At 70.3% G+C, this 20,170-nt stretch carries 14 protein-coding genes and 1 pseudogene; 10 read left to right on the top strand and 5 right to left on the bottom strand.

The annotated features are described in order from the left end of the window. Positions 1-141: 141 nt before the first annotated feature. The 4 genes and pseudogenes from CSR00_RS11135 to CSR00_RS11120 form a co-directional block, all read right to left on the bottom strand. The gene (locus CSR00_RS11135) at positions 142-1,749 is read right to left on the bottom strand and encodes an Hsp70 family protein (protein WP_099022455.1); all 1,608 of its coding nucleotides are present in this window, start codon (positions 1,747-1,749) and stop codon (positions 142-144) included. Positions 1,750-1,865: 116 nt separating this feature from the next. Continuing rightward, a pseudogene (locus CSR00_RS31785) lies at positions 1,866-3,108 on the bottom strand (cation:proton antiporter domain-containing protein). Between the two features lie 55 nt (positions 3,109-3,163). Continuing rightward, positions 3,164-4,192, bottom strand: coding sequence for an NAD(P)H-dependent amine dehydrogenase family protein (locus CSR00_RS11125; RefSeq protein WP_099022469.1), 1,029 nt, complete (start codon positions 4,190-4,192; stop codon positions 3,164-3,166). Between the two features lie 186 nt (positions 4,193-4,378). Continuing rightward, positions 4,379-5,128: a potassium channel family protein gene (locus CSR00_RS11120; RefSeq protein ID WP_099022468.1), complete on the bottom strand. Its 750-nt coding sequence runs from the start codon at positions 5,126-5,128 to the stop codon at positions 4,379-4,381. A 491-nt stretch (positions 5,129-5,619) separates the two neighbouring features. Between CSR00_RS11120 and CSR00_RS11115 the strand changes: the two genes are divergently transcribed. The 7 genes from CSR00_RS11115 (at position 5,620) to CSR00_RS11085 (ending at position 13,657) form a co-directional block, all read left to right on the top strand. Then, the gene (locus CSR00_RS11115; protein ID WP_245905942.1) at positions 5,620-7,152 is read left to right on the top strand and encodes a PE-PPE domain-containing protein; all 1,533 of its coding nucleotides are present in this window, start codon (positions 5,620-5,622) and stop codon (positions 7,150-7,152) included. 151 nt (positions 7,153-7,303) lie between these two features. Further along, positions 7,304-8,845, top strand: a complete 1,542-nt coding sequence (locus CSR00_RS11110; protein WP_099022453.1) for an ABC transporter substrate-binding protein — start codon at positions 7,304-7,306, stop codon at positions 8,843-8,845. Next, positions 8,842-9,849 (top strand): ABC transporter permease, encoded by a 1,008-nt coding sequence (locus CSR00_RS11105; protein WP_099022452.1) that lies wholly within the window; start codon positions 8,842-8,844, stop codon positions 9,847-9,849. The genes CSR00_RS11110 and CSR00_RS11105 overlap by 4 nt, the downstream gene beginning before the upstream one ends. A gap of 71 nt (positions 9,850-9,920) precedes the next feature. Next, complete coding sequence (locus tag CSR00_RS11100) at positions 9,921-10,772, top strand: ABC transporter permease (RefSeq protein ID WP_245905946.1); 852 nt, start codon at positions 9,921-9,923, stop codon at positions 10,770-10,772. Beyond that, positions 10,769-12,400 carry an ABC transporter ATP-binding protein gene (locus CSR00_RS11095; protein ID WP_099022450.1) on the top strand — a complete coding sequence of 544 codons (1,632 nt, stop codon included), beginning with the start codon at positions 10,769-10,771 and terminating at the stop codon, positions 12,398-12,400. Before CSR00_RS11100 ends, CSR00_RS11095 begins: the two co-directional genes overlap by 4 nt. Before the next feature lie 42 nt (positions 12,401-12,442). Next, positions 12,443-13,183: an SDR family NAD(P)-dependent oxidoreductase gene (locus CSR00_RS11090; protein WP_099022449.1), complete on the top strand. Its 741-nt coding sequence runs from the start codon at positions 12,443-12,445 to the stop codon at positions 13,181-13,183. A gap of 57 nt (positions 13,184-13,240) precedes the next feature. After that, positions 13,241-13,657 carry a hypothetical protein gene (locus CSR00_RS11085; RefSeq protein ID WP_176562007.1) on the top strand — a complete coding sequence of 139 codons (417 nt, stop codon included), beginning with the start codon at positions 13,241-13,243 and terminating at the stop codon, positions 13,655-13,657. A 5-nt stretch (positions 13,658-13,662) separates the two neighbouring features. Here the strand turns inward: CSR00_RS11085 and CSR00_RS11080 are convergent, their stop codons facing one another. After that, positions 13,663-15,093 (bottom strand): HNH endonuclease signature motif containing protein, encoded by a 1,431-nt coding sequence (locus tag CSR00_RS11080; protein WP_245905941.1) that lies wholly within the window; start codon positions 15,091-15,093, stop codon positions 13,663-13,665. A 492-nt stretch (positions 15,094-15,585) separates the two neighbouring features. Between CSR00_RS11080 and CSR00_RS31240 the strand changes: the two genes are divergently transcribed. The 3 genes from CSR00_RS31240 to CSR00_RS11065 all read left to right on the top strand — a co-directional run bounded on the left by CSR00_RS31240 (position 15,586) and on the right by CSR00_RS11065 (position 19,992). After that, positions 15,586-18,012, top strand: coding sequence for a DUF4185 domain-containing protein (locus CSR00_RS31240; RefSeq protein ID WP_245905940.1), 2,427 nt, complete (start codon positions 15,586-15,588; stop codon positions 18,010-18,012). Positions 18,013-18,041: 29 nt separating this feature from the next. Further along, a complete protein-coding gene (locus CSR00_RS11070; protein WP_099022447.1) occupies positions 18,042-18,551 on the top strand; it encodes a hypothetical protein in 510 nt (169 codons plus the stop codon). 127 nt (positions 18,552-18,678) lie between these two features. Next, on the top strand, positions 18,679-19,992 hold the full coding sequence (locus CSR00_RS11065; protein ID WP_176562010.1) for a sensor histidine kinase: 1,314 nt from the start codon (positions 18,679-18,681) through the stop codon (positions 19,990-19,992). Positions 19,993-20,170 lie beyond the last annotated feature (178 nt).

Here is a 20,170-nt window from a genome sequence, read left to right as displayed (position 1 = left end):
GTCCGGTGTCGCCGTCTCGGTGACGGTTTCGGTCACCGCGGGCGGGGTCTGCTGCGGCACGGGGGCCGGCGGCGCGGCACGGGGGCCGGCGATGGTGCGGGTCACCGGGGCCGGAGCCGGAGAATCCGCCTGTGCGCACCATCACCGCGGCTCCGGGGAGGCATCGGGAATCTGCGCGGGAGCCGCGACCTCGGCGGCGGGCGGGCCCGGTTGCGCCGTCTCGCTGACGCTCGGTGCGGGGGTGCTCACCGGCGCGTCCTGAGAATCGCGGGTGAGCACCACCCCGATCCCGCCCGCGGCGGCCAGCAGCACGACCGCGGCGGCAACCGTCGCGCCCACGGGCCGCCGATACCAGCGCACCGGCTCCGGTTCGGCGAGCTCGGCCGGTGCGGCGAATTCGACCAGCGGCCGGGCGGCCCCGGTCACGCCCTCGGCGCCCGCCGCAGCGGCGCCGGGCGCCAGTTCCAGGCCACTGAACTGTGGCTCGGGATCCTCGTCGACCTCCGACCAGGCCAGCGCCGGCTCGGCGCGAGGTGGTTCGGCCGCCTCGGCCGGCGGTGGCCCAAGCGCCTCGGCCGGCGGTGGCCCAAGCGCCTCGGCCGGGGCGTCCTGCGACACCGCACCCCGGGGCGGAACCCCGGCGGAGGGGCGCCGCGTCGGGGCCATCGCGGTCTCGCTGTCGTCGGCGACGGCGCCGAGAGCGGTGAGCGCGGCTCCGGTGGCCGCGGCGATCTCGGGACTCGGTGGGGTCAGCACCGGAACCCGCAGTTCCTGCGAGAGCATAGTGGTGACCGCGGCGATGGACGCCCCGCCGCCGACCGTGGCCACCGCGGACAGGTTCGCCGGTGCGATCCCGTTGCGCTGCAGCATATCCCGAATCCCATCGACCAGTCCGGCCAGCGGACCGTGGATCAGGTCGTCGAGCTCGGCCCGGGTCACCCGCACCTCGCCGCGATAGTCCGGCAACTCGGCGGCCAGGGCGGCGACGGCCCGGGCCGACAGGGTCTCCTTGGCGCGGCGGCACTGGCCGCGCAGCGCGCTGAGTGCACCGATCGCCGACGTCGAGGTGACGTCGACCGCGCCGGCGCGCGCGAGCTCGCCCACGACGTGGGTCAGCAGGGTCTGATCGACGAGGTCTCCGCCGAAGTCGTGGTGGCGGACCGGCTCACCGATCGGCGCGTACCCGTGTTCGGCGTCGACGAGGGTGAGGGTGGTGCCGCTACCACCGAGGTCACACACCGCGACGACCCCGTGCACCGGCAGCCCGGGCTGGCGTTGCAGCGCGGTGAGCGCGGCGGTGGCGTCGGGCACCAGCCGCACCCGTCGGTGCGAGAACTCCGGGACCCGCCGCAGCGCCCGGCGCAGGGCCTCCGTCGCCGCGCGGGACCACTGCACCGGGTAGGCGACCGTGATCAGCGCGGGCATCTCCCCTCGCCCGACGGCCGCGCCGGCCAGCACCCGCAGAGCCTCGGCCAGCAACGCCTCGGCCCGGTGTGGCGAACCGTCGGGGGCCAGCATCGCGACCGGGTCACCCACCCGATCGACGAAGTCGGTGAGGACCACCCCACGATACTCGGGCCGGTCGGACCGCAGCGACTCGCGGTGCTCCCAGGGCCGGCCCAGCAGCGGTGGGCGGTGCCCGAACAATGTCAGCACGGCCGATCGCCGCACCGTCGTGTCGCTGGTCACGGCGGTCAGGGCGGTGGCGCCGACGGACAGCCCGACCGCCTGCAACTTTGCGCGCGTCATCTCATCCTTCGTCTGGGCCCACGCAGCACGCAGCCCGGGATAACTTCACCGGGTTTCTCGCTCCGGCACCCGCCACCGTTACGTCGGCGGTTGTGTCGGCAGCCATATGTCGGCAACTATGCCGGGCCCGGCCTCCCGCCGGCGGCGGCACCCGTCTCCGCGGTGGATCGGCGGTAGAGGATTCGGCCGAACACGCCCGTCAGGCCGAAGACGACGCAGCTACAGGCCAGCACCAGCGATCCCGCGGCCAGCACCGCGGGATCGAGGTCCATCCGTGTGGCCTCCAGCGTGAGGTAGAACAGCGCCGACACGCCCACCGGCCCGAACCAGCCCAGGTAGAGCGCGTCCGGCGTGGGCAGGCGCAGCGGTCGGCGCAGCAACAGGATCAGCGGGACGCGGCGCAGACACAACACCGCGACCACGAGGACCGCCGCACCCCAGCCCAGCTCGGCCCATTGCCGCCACGGCAGGGCCGCGCCCAGCAACACGAACAGCGGCAGCACCGCGAACCGGTTGACGGCCTCGTCGATGGGCACCTCCGAGGACCGCTGGTGGCCGGTGCCCGCGAAGTTGAACGCCAGCCCCCCCGACGAAAACCGCCAGAACACCGTCGACACCCATCAGGCCGGACAGGCCCAGAATGCCCAGGGCCAGCACAACGGTGAAGAACAGTGCGGGCCCCGCGTCGGTGGCCCCGTGTTCCTCGCCGAGCCGCAGCGCCCGCCCGGCCAGCCCGCCCATCACCACACCGACCACGACGGCGCCGCCGACCTGCCACAGCGACTCGATGAGCGCGTCGGAGACGCTCATCGCGCCCGCACCGGCGATCGCTGCCAGCACCAGCGGGAGCGCGAGCCCGTCGTTGGAGCCCGACTCCAGCGACAGGATCTGCCGGCCCCGGGCGGGCAGGTCACGTTCGGCGTCCGTACCGGTGACCACGCTGGAGGCCAGCACCGGGTCGGTGGGGCTCACGGCGGCACCGAACAACACCGCCGCGGCGATCGGCAGACCGACCAGCGCCCACCCCAGCGCGGCCGAAACCGCCGCCATGCCCGGCAGCGCCACCAGCAGCAGCAACAGCACGGGGCGCCAGCGGGCGGCGGCGTCGGCGATCGAGTAGCGCAGCGCGACGGCCATCACCGAGATCGCCAGCAGCACCCGGCCGGCCTCGTGCAGCAGTTCCGAGTCCTCGGTGAGCGGCGCCACCGCCAGCACGTCGAGCACATAAGGTCCGAGTAGCACCCCGGCGAACAGCCCCAGCATCGGTTCGGAGATCGGCAGCCGCCGCATCTGCGACGACGCCGCGGCCACGACGAGGCCCAGGACGCCCGTGGCCACCAGCACAAGGTCGACAGTCACGGTCGACTACTTCCCGCTTCGGGGGAAGTGCAATCCGGGCCGGCGCGCCGAGCGGTCAGCGGATGGTGCCCACCCCCGGAATCAACGGCAGGTCCAGCGGGGTGACCCAACCCGGCGGCAGGTCGTTGACGGCGGGCACCGCGTTGAGTGCACGCAGGCCGGTGGCCAGACACCCCGCCGTGGCCGGGTCGCGCCCGGAACCGTCGGTGAACCGGAACGCGGTCTCCTGGAAGATGCTCGGGGTCCCCTCGATGTCCACCCGGTAGACATCGTCGTCGTTACCCGAGGGCCAGTCCGGGGCCGCGTCGTGCCCGATGCGGTTGACGTGTTCGAGCTGGATGCGGGTTTCGCCACGGTACACGCCGTTGATGGTGAACCGCACCGCGGCCACCTGGCCGGGCGCGATGACGCCCTTGACGGTCTTGCGTTCGGTCGGGGTCACCCATTTGTCCCAGGTGGTGGTGATCTCGTCGAGCTCGATCCCGGCGGCGTAGGCCATCATCGGCACCGTGGCACCCCAGGCGAAGACGAGCACGTCGGGGTTCTCCAGCAACGGGCGGAATTCGGGTTCGCGCCCGATCCCCATCTCGAATTCGTAGTCACCCTCGTAGTTGGTGTAGTCGAGCAGTTCGGCGGCCCGGACCGTGCGCACCTCCGAGCACAACCCCATCAGGGTCATCGGGAACAGGTCGTTGGCGAACCCCGGATCGATGCCCGTGGTGAAGCACGAGGCGCCGCCCTCCTCGCACGCGCGGGTGATCGGCTCGATCCAGTTCGGCGGATTCTGTTTCATCGGCGGCCACACCCACGGCGTCATGGCCGTGGAGCACACATCGATGCCCGCACGCAGAAATTTGCCGATCAGGGCGATGTTGTCCTCAGCATGGGCGGCGGTGGGCCCGTAGTGGACCAACGCGTCGGGGCGCAGCGCGATCAGCGCGTCGACGTCGTCGGTGGCGGTCACACCGACCGGTTGGGCCAGCCCGCAGATCTCACCGACGTCGCGGCCGGCCTTCGCGGGGTTGTTGACGCCGACTCCGATGAGATCGAACTCGGGATGTTCGACGATCTCGGCGATGACCATCCGGCCGACGAAGCCGGTCCCCCACACCACGACCCTCTTCGGCACCCTCTCCGGCACCTGCTCCGGGGTCCGTCTCGGCTCTTCTGCAGTTCCGGTCGGCATCCGGCCACCTTTCGGTACGTGCGGTCAGTCGCGGCTCGGATCTCAACATAGGCAGCCCCCACCCGTGCGGGGGCGCAGTTGGCGCTAGCGGTTCGACCACGCCTCCTCGCGGTCGTGGTCGCGGACGCTCAGCTTCGCCGTCAGGTTGCGGATCTCGGCGCGCAGATCCTCGATCTGTGCGGCGGTGGCGGTGCGGTTGGCGGTGTCCTCCTCCGACACCCGCTCGACGATCCAGGAGGCGACCGTGGCGGTGATGACACCGATGAGGCTGATGCCGCCGATCATCAGCATCACCGCGATGACCCGTCCGGTCACCGTCACCGGGTACATGTCGCCGTAACCGACCGTGGTGATGGTGACGATCGACCACCACACGGCCTTGCCGAAATCGGTGATCGTGGCGCCGGGCGCCGAACGCTCGGTCTCTAGCATGGCCAGCGAGGCGACGTAGACCAGCAGCACCGCGGCGCTGGCGGTGTAGATGGCGACCCGGCCGCGGATCACGTCGCCGCCGGCGCGGTGCATCACCTTGACGAGCACCAGCAGCCGCAGGAGTCGCAAAGGACGCAGGAACGGCAACACCACGATCGCCAGGTCCAGCAGATGCCGGAAGAACCACCGCCCGCGGCGCGGCGCCAGGGTCAACCGGACCACGTAGTCGATGACGAAGGCCAGGTACAGCACGCTCATGACGACGTTGAGGGTGTCGTTCAGCTGCCGGCCGGGGGCGGCGAGGACCTGGACGGAGTAGACCACCAGGAAGACGACGGCCACGGCGGCCAGTGCCCACTCGCTGCGGGATTCCCACCGCTCAAGCCGATCGGCTGAACTCACGGTCGACACTCACCTTCCCGTCGTCGAAGCTCGTCCCAGAAGCTCGTCCCAGAAGCTCGTCCCAGGAGCGCGTCCCAGGAGCGCGTCCCAGGAGCGCGTCCCAGAACGCTAGGCCTCCTCATCATTGCGGCAGTACGGCCGGACCACCCGGCGGCCAGCATGGCACGCGCCGGTCACCGGCGCGGAACCGCGACCCCGAGGGTACGCCGCCACACCCGCACCATACGTATCCGAAATTTGCCGTCACTGCGCTTTCGTACCCGTTTCTCGTATTACAGCAAACATCGAGGCGTAGGCTCACACCGACCCGCACCGCGGCCAGGGGGATGGCTCCGGGTCACCGAGGGGGCACCATGGGTGGATATCGGCACCGTTCGGGCGGCAGGCACCGCGCACGACGCTCGCGGTGGCAGCCCCATCATCGAGACGGACGGCCGGACGGGCAGCGGGATCGGCAGCGCACTTCGCGGCGCGCCCCCGCCGCCGCGTGGGTGCGGCTACCGGCGCTGGGTACCGCCGGCATCGCGGTGACCGCCGCGGCGGTGATCGGGGCCCTGCCTCCCCTGGCGGCGGGACCACAACTGGCGGCCACGCTGCACTACCTGCGCGGCACCAACATCGGCGACGAGCCCACCGAGGATCAGTTCCGCGACTTCATCGGGACCGTGATCGACGGCACCGGCATCCCCGGGGTCGACCCGGGCTATCGGAAGGTGCCCTACAACGCCGGCTTCCGGCCGTTCTCCCACGGCGGCTTCACCGACCTGACCTACGACGCCTCGGTCGCCCAGGCCGTCGCGCTGCTGCAGGAACAGGATCCGGCCCACGGCGACGTGATCTTCGGGTTCTCGCAGGGTGCGGTGGCCGCCTCGCAGTACAAGGCCACCCACACCGGTGACACCTACCTACTGGTGGAGAACCCGAGCCGGCCCAACGGCGGCGTGATGCAGCGCTTCGACGGGCTCGTCGTACCGTTCCTGAACGTCACCTTCACCGGTGCGACGCCCAACAACGGAGTCGACGGGGCGCCCGGCGATCTGACCATAGACATCGCGCGACAGTACGACGGCTGGGCGGACTTCCCCACCTACCTGTGGAACCCGGTGGCCGTCGCGAACGCGGTGATGGGGATCCTGCTGGTGCACGGCGACACCCAGACCGAACTGACCGTCGCCGATCTGCAGCAGGCGCAGCAGGCCGGCAGCGACTACTACCAGCACGACCCCGCCTCCAACACCACCTACTACGTGATCAAGACCTACCCGGTTCCGCTGTTGATGCCGCTGGATCCGATCCTGCCCGACCCGGTGATCGCCGCGCTCGACCGGCCGCTGCGCAAGTTCATCGAACTCGCCTATGACAGAAGCGATTACAGCGCACCGACCCGTGCGAAGTTCTTCATGCCGTTGGTGCCGCCGGGGAACAACGCGGGAGCCGCCGCCACGGCCGACGACACGGTGGACGACACGGCCGACGAGACGGCGGACGACGATCTCGCGGCAGCCGCCGCGGCGGACGAGACGGCGGCCGACGATCTCGCGGCGGCGGCCGTGGCGCCGACCCCCGTCACCTCGCGCGGGGCCCCCGCGGTCGAGTCGGCCCCCGGAACGGACCCGGGACCCGATGAGGCGGCGGGCGCGACGCCGGGCGAGGCGGCGGGTGACGAGCCGGACGCCGATGCGTCCGCTCCGGCGGCCGGGCCCGGCACCGATTCCCCCGAGCCGGATTCTGCTGTCCAGCAGACGGTTACGAGTCGCGCGCAGGCGGATGCGGCGCCGGTGCGGACATCCGGGACGGACTCCGCCAACGAGTCCGCGAACGGCGAGGATCCGGCGTTGCCCGCGCGGAGGACGCCGTCACGGAGTGACGCCGGGGCCGCCGGCAGTGAGACCACCGACGCCGACGGCACCGGGAACGGGTCGGGTGCCGAGCCGAAACATCGTGCCCTACCGCGGTTTAACGGGCTGCACCGTCAACACACGGGTCCGCCCGCGAGCAGCGCACGCAGCGGCGACCACGCGTAGTCGCGCCCGCATCGGGATCCGGTCGGAGCGCGCCGCGTGGCCGGTCGCTGCGCCGACGAACGTCCGCCGCGCCGCCGGCTCAGGTTTACATCTGAGGCGACCCGGGTAGTGTGCGATGCGGGACATGGCCCGCGACATGAGAGTAACGGTGATGAAGCGATCGGCGGCGGTGACCGCTGTGGTCGTCGCGCTGCTGGTGGCGCTGACCGCCTGCTCCACCGGCCAGCGCGTCGACCTGGGCGAGGGGTCCGCCGACAACCTGGTCGCGGCGATCTCCGGCGAACCCGATCAGCTCGACCCGCAGAAGACCACCGCCTATTTCTCCTTCGAAGTGCTGGAGAACGTGTTCGACACCCTGGTCGAACCCGACGAGAACCTGGAGATGCGGCCGGCGCTGGCCAAGTCGTGGGAGGTCTCCCCCGACCAGCTGACCTGGACGTTCCACCTGCGCGACGGCGTCACCTGGCACGACGGCCGGCCGTTGACCGCCGACGACGTGGTCTACTCCTACCGGCGCATCATGGACGAGAAGCTGGCCAACGTCGACAAGTTCGCCGCCGTCACCGACGTCAGCGCACCGGATCCGGCGACCGTCGTCATCCGCGTGGACCATCCCACCCCGAACCTGTTGACGAACCTCGGGGGCTTCAAGGGCATGGCGATCGTGCAGCGCGAGAACGTCGAAAGCGGACAGATCGCCACCCATCCGATCGGCACCGGCCCGTTCTCGTTCGTGGGCCAGAGAAGCGGCGACTCCATCACGTTGAAGGCCAACCCGGACTACTGGGACGGCGCCCCGGGCTTGTCCGGCGTCACCTACCGGTTCATCTCCAAACCGTCGACCGCACTCTCGGCGCTGCAGGCCGGCGAGATCGACTGGACCGACTCGGTGCCCACGCAGCGCGTGGCGCAGCTGGCCAATGACGACTCCATTCACCTGGCGGTGACCCCCAGCAACGACTACTGGTATCTGGCGCTCAACGAGGCCCGGCGGCCGTGGGACGACGTGCGGGTGCGCCAGGCCATCGCCTATGCGATCGACCGGGACTCGATCGAACAGGCCACCAACTACGGCACTGCCACGGTCAACCAGCTCGCCATCCCCGAGGGCAATCCCTGGTACACCCCCTACGACCGCTACAGCTACGACCTCGACAAGGCCAGGAGCCTGCTCGCGGAGGCGCAGGCCGACGGCACGCCGCCGCCACGCAATCTCGACATGTTGGTCACCGGCGACTACCCCGAGACGGTGACCGCCGCGCAGATCATCGCGGACAACCTTGCGCCGCTCGGGATCACGGTGAACATCCGCACCGTCGACTTCGCCACCTGGCTCGACGAACAGAACAACGGCAACTTCGACATGCTCATGATGGGCTGGCTGGGCAACATCGACCCGGATGACTTCTACTACGCCCAGCACCACACCGACGGCACCAGCAACGCCCAGAAATTCTCCGACCCCGAGGTGGACCGGCTGCTGGATGCCGGGCGGGTGGAAACCGACCGCAAGGCCCGGCACGAGATCTACGACAAGGCGGCCAGCCGCATCGCCGACGAGGTGAGTTACATCTTCCTCTACAACCCTTCGGTCATTCAGGCCTGGAATCCCGAACTGTCCGGGTATGAGGCCCGCCGCGACGCCGCGGTGCGGTTCCGCCACGCCTCGCTGGGTGAGGACGCGGCCTCATGACCGCCCCGGTGCGCAACGCCGGGCTGCCCGCTCCGGTGCGGGGTGTGCTGACCCACCCGATCGTGCGGTTCCTGGCCCGCCGGCTGCTCTACTCGCTGGTGGTGCTCTTCGGGGTGCTCATCCTCGTTTTCGCGCTGGTGCAGCTCGTTCCGGGCGATCCGGTGCGGATCGCGTTGGGCACCCGCTACACCCCGGAGGCCTACAACGCACTGCGGGCGGCCAGCGGCCTGGACCGTCCCCTGCTCGAGCAGTTCTTCGGCTACGCCGGCTCGGCGGTGCGCGGTGATCTGGGTGTCAGTTTCCGCAACGGCGACCCGGTCACGCAGATCCTGATGGAACGCCTGCCCGCCACGGTGTCGCTCGCGGTGTTCGGGATCCTCATCGCGCTGCTGATCGCGATTCCCGCCGGGATCTACTCCGCGCTGCACGAGGGCAAGGTCTCCGATGCGATCATCCGGGTGGCCAGCCAGTTCGGGGTGTCGGTGCCCGACTTCTGGATGGGCATCCTGCTCATCGCCCTGTTCTCCACCACGCTGGGCTGGCTGCCGACCTCGGGGTACCGCCCGCTGTTCGACGATCCCGGCGGGTGGCTGCGCCACGTGATCCTTCCCGGGCTGACCGTCGGGTTCGTCGCCGGGGCGATCATGACCCGATACGTGCGTTCGGCCGTGCTGGAGGTCTCCGGCATGACCTACGTTCGGACCGCGCGGTCGAAGGGCCTGGCGCCGCGGATCGTCACGATGCGCCACATCGTGCGCAACGCCCTGGTGCCGGTGCTGACCATCACGGGAATCCAGCTGGCCACGATCCTCAGCGGGGTCATCGTCGTGGAGGTGGTGTTCGCCTGGCCCGGACTGGGCCGGCTGGTCTTCAATGCCGTCGCCGCGCGCGACTACCCGGTGATCCAGGGGGCGGTGCTGCTCATCGCCGTGCTGTTCCTGCTGGTCAACCTCGTCGTCGACCTGCTCTACGCGGTCATCGATCCGAGGATCCGGCTGTCATGACCGAACAGACTCCCCCGGCCCCCGACAACACGGCACCCGACGAGACGGCCCCCGATGCCGGCGAGGCCCGGATGTCGTGGATCCGGGTGCTCTTCGGCAACCCGGTCACGCTGATCGCCGGAATCGTGCTGGCGGCCGTCGTGTTCGTGGCCGTGACCGCGAGCTGGATCGCCCCCTACGGCATCAACGACGTCGACGTGCCCAACGCCCTGCACGCGCCGAGCACCACCAACTGGTACGGCACCGACGAACTGGGCCGCGACGTGTTCTCCCGGGTGCTGGTGGCGGTGCAGGCCTCGATGCGGGTGGCGGTCATCAGCGTGGCGCTCGCGGCGCTGGTCGGCGTGACCATCGGCGTGCTGTCCGGATACCGCGGAGGTTGGCTGGACACGGTGTTCATGCGCGTCGTCGACGTGATGTTCGCGTTCCCGGTGCTGCTGCTGGCGTTGGCCGTGGTGGCCATCCTCGGCCCGGGTATCACCACCACCACGCTGGCCATCGCGATCGTCTACACGCCGATCTTCGCGCGGGTCGCCCGCGCCAGCACCCTCAGTGTGCGCTCGGAACCCTATGTGGCGGTGTCGCAGACGATGGGCACCGGCCACGGCTACATCATCACCCGGCATATCCTGCCCAACATCACCGCACCGCTGATCGTGCAGGTGTCGCTGTCGCTGGCGTTCGCGATCCTCTCCGAGGCCGCGCTGTCGTTCCTGGGTCTGGGCATCCAGCCGCCGCAGCCCTCACTGGGCCGGATGATCTTCGACTCCCAGGGATTCGTGACGCTGGCGTGGTGGATGGCGGTCTTCCCGGGCGCGGCCATCTTCGTGGTGGTGCTGGCGTTCAATCTGCTCGGTGACGGGTTGCGCGACGTGCTCGATCCCCGGCAACGCAGCATGATCGAGGCGCGGAGGAAGCGGTGAGCGAATCCGTTCTGAGTGTGGCCGATCTGCGGGTGCGCATCGGGCGCCGCGACATCGTGCACGGTGTCTCCTTCGACGTCGCCGCCGAGCAGACGCTGGGCATCGTCGGCGAGTCGGGCTCGGGCAAGTCGATGACCGTGCTGGCGGCCACCGGGCTGCTCGATGCGCCCGGCGCCGTCGTGACGGGTTCGAGCACCCTCAACGGCGGAAGCGATCGCGAGACAACGCAACTCGTCGGTGCGGCCCCGCGCGTGCTGCGCAGCGTGCACGGCAGCCGGATCGGTTTCGTCTTCCAGGACCCCGGCACCTCGCTGAACCCACTGCTGACATTGGAGCGTCAGATCACCGAATCGCTTCAGGCGCACCGCAACATGACCCGCCGTGCGGCGCGGGAGCGTGCGGTCCACCTGTTGGAGAGTGTCGGCATCCCCGATCCCGAGAACCGCCTGCAGGCCTACCCGCACCAACTTTCCGGGGGGCAGCGCCAGCGGGTGATGATCGCCATCGCGCTGGCCTGCGACCCGAAGCTGCTGATCGCCGACGAGCCCACCACCGCGCTGGACGTGACCACCCAGGCCCAGATCATCGACCTGGTGGCCGAGCTGCAGCGCGACTTCGGGGCGGCGGTGGTGTGGATCAGCCACGATCTGGGTGTCATCGGCCAGGTCGCCGACGACGTCACCGTACTCAACCGCGGCGAGGTGGTCGAACAGGCGCCGATCCTCGACGTGTTCGACCATCCCCGGCACGAATACACCCGGGAGCTGCTGGCGGCCCGCCCGGTCATCGGCGTCGCCGGGCCACCCGAACCGCCGGCACAGACCCCCACCCTGCTCAAGGTCGGCGACCTCGACGTGCGGTTCGACGTGCAGACGCCGACGGGCACATCGAAGATCCACGCGGTCCGCGGCGTCAGCTTCGACATCCGCCGGGGAACGACGCTGGGTCTGGTCGGCGAATCCGGCTCGGGCAAGTCCACCGTGGCCGGTGCGCTGACCGGGCTGGTCGCACCCGACGGCGGGACCGCCGAGCTGGACGGGACCGATGTCTTCGGGGTTCGCGGTTCGGCGGTCAAGGCTCTGCGGCGCCGTATCAGCATCGTCTTCCAGGATCCGTTCTCCTCGCTCAACGGCCGGCTGAAGGTGGGCACCGCGGTCGCCGAGCCGTTGATCGTCCACGGGCTGGCCGACGGGCGGGACGCCAGGCGCGCACGGGTGGCCGAGCTGCTCGACCTGGTCGGACTGCCGCGGTCGTTCGCCGCCCGCTACCCGCACGAACTCTCCGGTGGGCAGCGGCAGCGGGTCAGCATCGCGCGGGCGCTGGCCGTCGAGCCGGACCTGCTCATCCTCGACGAGTCGACCGCATCGCTGGACGTGTCGGTGCAGTCGCGGGTGCTCGACCTGCTCGAACGGTTGCAGCGCGAGCTGTCGCTGACGTATCTGTTCATCGCCCACGATCTGGCCGTCGTGCAGCGGATGTGTCACGACGTGTTGGTGATGCAGGCCGGACAGGCGGTCGAGCACCGCCCGGCGGCCGAGTTGTTCGCCGATCCGCATCAGGAGTACACCCGCACGCTGCTGGCCGCGGTGCCCCCGGCGCGTCCACGCGCGGCCGAGACCACCACCTGATCCAGCCACCGCAGAGGCGGTGCGGCATGAGAAGGTCGGATCATGACCGATTTGACCGGCAAGGTTGCGTTGATCACCGGGGTGTCCTCGGGTCTGGGTGCGGCGACGGCCGTCCTGTTCGCCCAGCGGGGCGCGACGGTGTTCGGCGTCGCCCGCGACAGCGCCCGGATGGAGCAGGTGTTCACCGAGGTTCCCCGCGGCAAGTACGCCTCGATCGACATCGCCTCGCCGCAGCACTGCGCGGTGGCCGTGGAGGAATGCCTGGGGGCCTTCGGCCGACTCGACGTGCTCGTCAATGCCGCGGGATTCCACGAGATGCGGCACACCGTCTCCCTGACCGACGAGAACTGGGCCCACGATCTCGCGGTCAACCTCAGCGCGCCGTTCTTCCTGTGCCGGGCCGCGCTTCCGCACCTGCTCAAGACGGGCGGCAACATCGTCAACGTGTCCTCCGTGGCGGGGCTGGAGGGCGAGGTGTATTCGGCCGGGTATTGCGCGGCCAAACACGGGCTGATCGGTCTGACCCGTGCGCTGGCCGTCGAGTACAGCGCCGAGCGGCTGCGCGTCAACGCCGTGTGCCCGGGCGGGATGCTGACCCCGCAGGTCACCGAATTCGCCGCACCCGAGGATGCCGACTGGAACCTGATCATGCGGATCGCCGCGCCGCGCGGAATGATGGACCCCTTCGACGTCGCCAAGACGATCGCCTTTCTGGCCAGCGACGACGCCGCGGCCATCCACGGCGCGGTGTACCGCGTGGACAACGGCAAGGGGGCCGGCTGAGCGTCTTTCTCCCGGTAAACGGTTGCCCCGCGGCCCTCGCGGTTTCATGCTGAGACCATGAGATCCCTTGCGCGTCTTCGCGGGCCCACCAGGTCGCACGGAGTGTCGAACTCGCTGGCCACAGACCGCAGCGCCGGGGTGGCCGGGTCGCTGGCCACAAGCCGCAGCGCCGGCGTCGCCGGATCGATGGCCACTGCTCTCAGCGCCGGGGTCGCCGGGTCGATCGCGACCGTCGCCAGCGCCGGGGTGTCGGGCTCGGTCGGCACCGCAGGCAGCTCGGCCGTGGCGGGCAGCGCGTTCACGGCGCTGTCCTTCGCACTGCGCGAATGTGCCGGCTGCGCGGCGTGTTTCGCGTGCGCGCGCTGCGCCGGGTGCCTGGGCTGTGCCAAATGCACCGACTGCCGCGGTTGCGTCGGCTGCTACAACTGCTCCGGGCTGCGCAACGCCGTCGGCCTCCGCGACGTGCACCTCTGAGCCGATCACGGGTCGTCACCTTCGACGGGCCCGTCGCGCCCCGGATCGGGGTCGGGCGGGTGACGCAACACCTCCTCGGGGTGGTGGAACGGGTTGACCTGTGGGGGTCCGGTGCCGTCGGTCCAGGCCAGCCGGCCGTCCTCGGTGACGATGCTCCGGTAGGTCCCCTCGGCGGCGGCCTTGTTGGACGGTCCGCACGCGAAGAACAGGTTGTCGGCGTCGGTGTTGCCACCCGCGCTGAAGTCCACCGCGTGGTGGACCTCGCTGTGGTAGCCGGGTTCGGCGCAGTGCGTGCAGCCGTGGTCGCGCCCGTAGCACGCGATGCGCTGATCGGCGGTGGCCAACCGGGTGGCACGACCCAGGTACAGCGGCCGGGCCGAGTGGCCGTCGAACACCAGCAGATAGTGCAGCGCCCGACTGGCCATCGCGATGAGATCCCGCATCGGCAGCGCGGACCCGCCACCGGTGCGCGCCGGCGGCGGCATGGGTAGGGCCGGGTCGGCGACGGCACGGACGGCCTGTTCCAGCGCCGTCACCGTCGTGGTGACGATGACCGTGACCGGCAGGCCGCGGTGGGTTCCCAGGTTGCCCGAGCCCAGTGCGGTCTCCAGCCCCCAGGCCACCGCGTCGTGACAGCGTTGCGGCCCGGTTCGCGTGTCGGCGGCCGCCTCGACCACGGGCTGCGCGGAGTCCGGCACGTGATGGCCCGGGCGGACGGCGGCGATCACCGCCTCGAAGTAGGACCGCGCCCGTGGTGTCAGCCACCCCGACAGCCTGCTCATCCCGTCGGGCCCCTGGCGGCCGAGCACCAATCCGCGGCGGTTTTCCCGGTCGCGCTCGTCGAAGATCCCGTCGGGGTTCAGCGTCTGGGCCAGCTCGCGCCCGATCGCCGCGACGAAGTCGGCGTCCTGCTCGGTGGCCTGCTCGACGAGCACCTCCTCGGCGCGGGCACGTTCTTCGGCCGAGACGACCTTGGGCAGCACATCCAGCGCGCGGGCGACCTCGCGCAGGTGGTCTTCGCCGACGGCGCCGGCGCTGACCGCCTCGGCGAGCACGGGCAGCTCCGGGGGCACCGGAGCTCCCGTGAGGCTGCGGCTGGGCCGGATCCGCGCTGCCACCCGCATGCGGCGGCGCACCTCGGCCGCGGTGATCCGCAGGCGTGACCGCAAGGCGTCTCGTAGCCGCACCCCGGGAGGCAGCCCCACGCCCTCGTCGCCGTCGGGCGGGTCGGACAACTCGGCGAACACGCGGTACATCAGTCCGCGGTTCAGCCGCTGCTGGTGCTCGAGGCGTTCGGCCAGCTCCAGCCGGAACCCGGCACCGACCAGATCCGTCGAGCACTCCCGAAGCCGGCCGTACGCGGCCTCCACGGCATCGAGCTCGGCCCGCACGTGGTCGCGGGCCACCTCGGGCGGCAGCGGGGCTGAATCGGTCACATGTTCGACGGTATTCGAATGCATGTTCGACAGGCCATGCGGGAATTCCCGACTGTGGAGAAAGTCGGGACTGTGGACAACCTCGCACGGCCGCGTTTGCGACGGAAGTGAACAAAGCGATCAGAGTGAAGGAAGATCACCGTCAGGCGTCCTCGGCCCAGGCCGCCACGAGCGTCCGACGAGGCCCGCCTCCGGTGGCGAATCCGCTGTCGACCAGTCGATCTCGGCGGTGATCTGCCCAACGCCCCACCGATTCGCGGACCGCCGCCGCGAACCGGCCAACCCCCGGTACCAGCACCCTCGGCCGTTTGCCGCAGCGCGGAACCACCGATGAGATAGGGCATCTTCCAAGGTATTTCGATTTGTTATCAATTCCATTGCAGATGCTGGGAGCGGCCCCGAAATCACTTTTCAGCAACGTCGGATTGCTACATTGAGACGATTCGACATCGGTGGCGGACGTCGGCGCCGAGAAGCCGGGAGGTTCTGAGTATGGGTGCAGCGGCACACGTGGGTCGCATCGGCGCTTTGGCGGTGGCCCTGGGAGTCAGCGCCGCCGTAGCGACCGGACCCGGAGTCGCGTGGGCCGAGACCGGCAGCACCTCCGGCGGGTCGTCCTCGTCGGCCGGCGGGTCGTCCTCGTCGGGAGCGTCCTCCGGCTCCTCGACCACGTCCACGAAGAGCGGCTCCACCCGCACGAGCAGCGCAGGCAATTCCGGCTCCGGGACCGACGACAGCGGCGGCGGCACCCGCTCCCGCACGAACAGAGACTCCTCAGACACCGACTCGCGCACCGGTAAAGAGACCGGAAAAGAGACCGGAAAAGACACTGGCAAAGACACCGGTGAAGACAGTAAAGACACCGGTAAAGACAAGGACACCGAGAAAGACACCGGCTCCGGCATCAAGAAGGACGCCGGCACCGACACCGACGACACTGACGACACCGCGGACGCGAGCCCCTCCGACGGGAGCGACAAGAACGAGGACGCCGGTGACAGCGGTGACGCCTCGGAGACCCCCTCGGAGTCCAGCCCTGAGACCAGCCCGGGGACCAGCCCCGAGACCGGCGGCGGGGACACCCCGGCCACCGGCGGGACCACCCCCGAGGACACCACCCCAGGCACGACTCCCGACACCAGCCAGGACGCGACGACCCCCGACGCCACCGATACCGAGGACCCGGGCCCCGCCCCGGCCGAGGCCCCCCGAACCGGCCGGGGTCAGTCCGGGAGCGCCGCCAAGGACACTGCCGCCGTGGACACTGCGGCCGAGGAGACGGCCGGCCGGGACGCGGGCGTCACCGAGACCGACCCCGACCCCACCGACAACAAATCCGACAGCAAGACGGCCGCCACGACAACCACGGTGAGCTTCACCCCGATGTCGGCGACGTCCACCGTCGCGGCCACGGCACCGGCGACCAGCCCGGACAGCAGCCCGGACGGCAGCGCGGGCGCCGGCCCGGACACCACCGCGATCACCCCGACCGCGGCCGAGGCCACCCGCGCCCACCCCATCCGCACGCTGGTCTCCGGCCTGCTCGCCGCGGTCGGGATCTCCCCGCTGGCCGCCGGCACACCGGCGACCCCCGCACACCCGCCGCTGCTGTGGACCGTGCTGGCGTGGGCGCGCCGCGAATTCGAACGCATCACCGGCGTGCAGACCACCCAGGCCACCACGCCGGTGACCGGGACCAGCCTGCTGACCGCCCAGGCCGGCACCGCCGACGCGGCCGAGGCTGCTCAGGTGGTCCTCCCCGACCTGCCCAGCAGCCTGACGTCCGCCCCGGTCGGCTGGGTGACCGGGCAGAACAACAACGCCTTCCCCGGCCTGTTCTGGAAGCAGACCAACAACACCGCCGGGTTCGGGATCTACGGCACCGACCTGGGCATCATGTGGGACGGCGGCATCTGGAACGGCAAGCCCTTCGTCCACACCGCCTACGGCGACACCTTCAGCGGCCCCAACATGACCGGCGACTGGCGCTCCAACGTGCTGCTGATCAGCACCGACACCAACCTCAGCAACGGCCTGTCGCTGGAGCAGACCGGCTACGCCTACCAGTTCATCCCCAGCAACCGCGGCGCGCTGTCGTGGTTCACGCGGGAGGTGACGGTGATCCCGACCGCCGGCATCCAGATCGACGGCAAGCAGTACGTCAACTACATGTCGGTCCGGCAGTGGGGCAACCCGGGCAGCTGGAGCACCAACTACTCCGGCATCGCCGTGTACAACCCGGACACCGACAAGTGGAGCCTGGCCAACTCGACGATCCGCTCGGCCGGCCTGTTCCGCTCCTCCAAGCCCTACGTGTGGGGCAGCAACAACTTCCAGATGGGCGCGTTCGTCCTGCCGCCGGAGGGGTCCGCCCAGGCCGACGACGGCTGGCTGTATTCCTACGGCACCCCCGCCGGGCGCAGCGGCACCATCTACGTGTCGCGGGTCCAGCAGGACGAGATCCTGAACCTGTCGAAGTACCAGTACTGGAACGGCTCGGACTGGGTGTCCAACCGGCCCTCGTCGGCCGAGCCGATCCTGCCGGGTACCACCAAGAGTTCCTTCTTCGGGCTGTTCAAGAGGACGGTGTACCCGAGCGCCGGTGAGCTGTCGGTGCAGTACAACCAGTACCTGGACAAGTACCTGATGACCTACACCGACGGGGGCAACAACGTGGTCATGCGGCTCTCGGATTCGCCCGAGAGCGGTTGGTCGGATCCGATCACGCTGGCTACGTCGCTGCAGTACCCGGGCCTCTACGCGCCGATGATCCACCCGTGGTCGGGTACCGGGAAGCTGACCGACTCCAGCGGCGACGGCGACTACAGCACCCTGTACTGGAACATGTCGTTGTGGGGCAACTACAACGTCGCGCTGATGGAGACCGACCTGTCCGGACTGCAGACGATCCTGGTGTAGGTGCTGGTGTCGATGATCTGGTGGCGACGATGAGGCGAGCATTGTTCTGGGCGCTGCCCGTGCTGACCGCGGCCGCCTGCGCCTCCGCGGTCGGGCACGCCGAGCCCGAGGCCCCGCAGGCCGACGCGTCCTGTGCCGGGCTGCCGGCCGGGACCATGGCCCGCACCGCCGCCGACGCGCTGGTGCAGTGCAGCGGTGACCGCTGGCAGCCGTTCACCGGCGTGTATCCCTCCAGCGACACGTGGCTGTCTTCAGGGTCTGAGCCAGAGTCTGAGCCGGGGTCTGAGCAGGGGCCCGCCCTGGTGCTGCACGGCCAGGCGCGGCGCAATCCCGAGATGATGGCGGGCACCTGGGTCGGAGTCCCGCAGGATCCGCAGGGCAGCTGCGGGGCCACGGTCTCCGATGTCATCGCCGCCGGCGAGATGGCCCCGCCGAAACAGCTCACCGCCGACCCGGGCCAGAGCCTGACCATGACGGTGAGCACACAGGCCGCCACCATCGAGCTGACCGGCCCGTGCCTGTGGCAACGGATCAGCTGAGCCGACAAGCGGGAGACCTGCGCCCGTCGGGAGCACCCCCGTCGGGCAAGATGGCGCCATGGCCGGTCCCGCCGAACCCGTGACATCCCGCGACGGGTTGTCATGGGTGCTGGGGTTGCCCAAGCGGATGCTGTCGCTGCGCACCATCGTGATCGTCTCCGAGGTGTCGGTCGTCGCGGTGATCCTGGCGATCGGCGCCTGGGTGTGGATCGGCATCACCAATGACCAGTACAACCAGCTCGACCGCCGGCTCGACTCGGTGAGCAGCCTGGGCGACTTCAGCACCCTGCTGACCCTGCCCCCGACGTCCGGGGACGCCCAGGTCCCGCCCGCGGAGGGCAGCGTGGTGCGCACCGCCCGGTTCGGCTCGGCGACGGTGTCGGTGCCCAGCAACATCGTGTTGCCCAAGCTGGAGGACGGCTACGCCAACACCACCATCGACGGCGTCGAGTACCGGGTCCGCACCTTCCGGGCGGGGCCGGCCTCGATCGCCCTGGGCGCCCCGCTGGCCGAGACCAAGGACCGGATCGACGCCCTGCACACCCGGGTGTTGATCATCTGCGGCAGCCTGATCGTCGCGACCGTGCTGGTGGGCTGGGTGATCTCGCTGATCATGATCAACCCGTTCCGGCTGCTGGCCCAGCAGGCCCGGGCGATCAACGCCCAGTCCATCCCCGACGAGGTGCAGGTGCGCGGCGTCTGGGAGGCCGTCGAGATCGGCGAGGCCGTGGAGGGCATGCTCGACCGCCTCGGCAAGGAGCAGGATCGCACCAAGGCCGCGCTCGAATCGGCCCGCGACTTCGCCGCCGCGGCCTCCCACGAGTTGCGCACCCCGCTGACGGCGATGCGCACCAACCTGGAGGTACTGGGGACCCTGGAGATGCCCACCGAGCAGCGCCTCGAGCTGATCGGCGACGTCATGCGGACCCAGAGCCGCATCGAGGCCACGTTGGCAGCGCTGGAGCGGCTCGCCCAGGGCCAGTTGACCACCGTCGACGATTTCGTGCCGCTGGACGTCACCGAGATCCTCGACCGCGCCGCCCACGACGCCGAGCGCTCCTACCCGGATCTGGCGGTGTCGCTGGACGCCACGACCTCGGTGCTGATGCTGGGGCTGCCCGCCGGCCTGCGGCTGGTGATCGACAACGCCATCGCCAACGCCGTGAAGCACGGCGGCGCCACCGAGATCCGGCTCGACGCGACCAGTTCGGCCGACGGCGTGACGATCACGGTCGACGACAACGGCTCGGGGGTGCCCGACGCCGAACGCACCGAGGTCTTCGAACGGTTCTCCCGCGGGTCGACCGCCTCGCGCTCCGGGTCGGGGCTGGGTCTGGCGCTGGTGGCTCAGCAGGCCGAGCTGCACGGCGGGACGGCCTCGCTGGAGGAGAGCCGGCTCGGCGGTGCCCGGCTGGTGCTGCGGCTGCCCGGCGTGCAGTGATCCGGGGCGCCGCCCGGGGTGCCACCGGCACCGAAAATCCGAGGCGCCACCGGCACCGAAAATCCGAGGTGCCACCGGCACCGAAAATCACAGTCGCCAATGCAGTTGATAACAAGGCGGTGACGGCCCCGCGTCGGGCTTCTCGGCCCCCGAACCCCTTGCTAGCTTGCCGTTGTCG

Source organism: Mycolicibacterium palauense (assembly GCF_002592005.1).
In the GTDB taxonomy this organism is placed as follows: Bacteria; Actinomycetota; Actinomycetes; order Mycobacteriales; family Mycobacteriaceae; genus Mycobacterium; species Mycobacterium palauense.
The sequence above is the reverse complement of the archived record's forward strand: the minus strand, read 5'-3'. Positions and strand labels throughout refer to the sequence as shown.

Bases quoted from the DNA above. Each gene is read 5' to 3' on its own strand.
- CSR00_RS11070 (WP_099022447.1), top strand. From the start codon at position 18,042: ATGAGGCGAGCATTGTTCTGGGCGCTGCCCGTGCTGACCGCGGCCGCC.
- CSR00_RS11065 (WP_176562010.1), top strand. From the start codon at position 18,679: ATGCTGTCGCTGCGCACCATCGTGATCGTCTCCGAGGTGTCGGTCGTC.
- CSR00_RS11085 (WP_176562007.1), top strand. From the start codon at position 13,241: ATGAGATCCCTTGCGCGTCTTCGCGGGCCCACCAGGTCGCACGGAGTG.
- CSR00_RS11105 (WP_099022452.1), top strand. From the start codon at position 8,842: ATGACCGCCCCGGTGCGCAACGCCGGGCTGCCCGCTCCGGTGCGGGGT.
- CSR00_RS11135 (WP_099022455.1), bottom strand. From the start codon at position 1,749: ATGACGCGCGCAAAGTTGCAGGCGGTCGGGCTGTCCGTCGGCGCCACC.
- CSR00_RS11110 (WP_099022453.1), top strand. From the start codon at position 7,304: ATGAAGCGATCGGCGGCGGTGACCGCTGTGGTCGTCGCGCTGCTGGTG.
- CSR00_RS11100 (WP_245905946.1), top strand. From the start codon at position 9,921: ATGTCGTGGATCCGGGTGCTCTTCGGCAACCCGGTCACGCTGATCGCC.
- CSR00_RS31240 (WP_245905940.1), top strand. From the start codon at position 15,586: ATGGGTGCAGCGGCACACGTGGGTCGCATCGGCGCTTTGGCGGTGGCC.
- CSR00_RS11125 (WP_099022469.1), bottom strand. From the start codon at position 4,192: ATGGTCATCGCCGAGATCGTCGAACATCCCGAGTTCGATCTCATCGGA.
- CSR00_RS11090 (WP_099022449.1), top strand. From the start codon at position 12,443: ATGACCGATTTGACCGGCAAGGTTGCGTTGATCACCGGGGTGTCCTCG.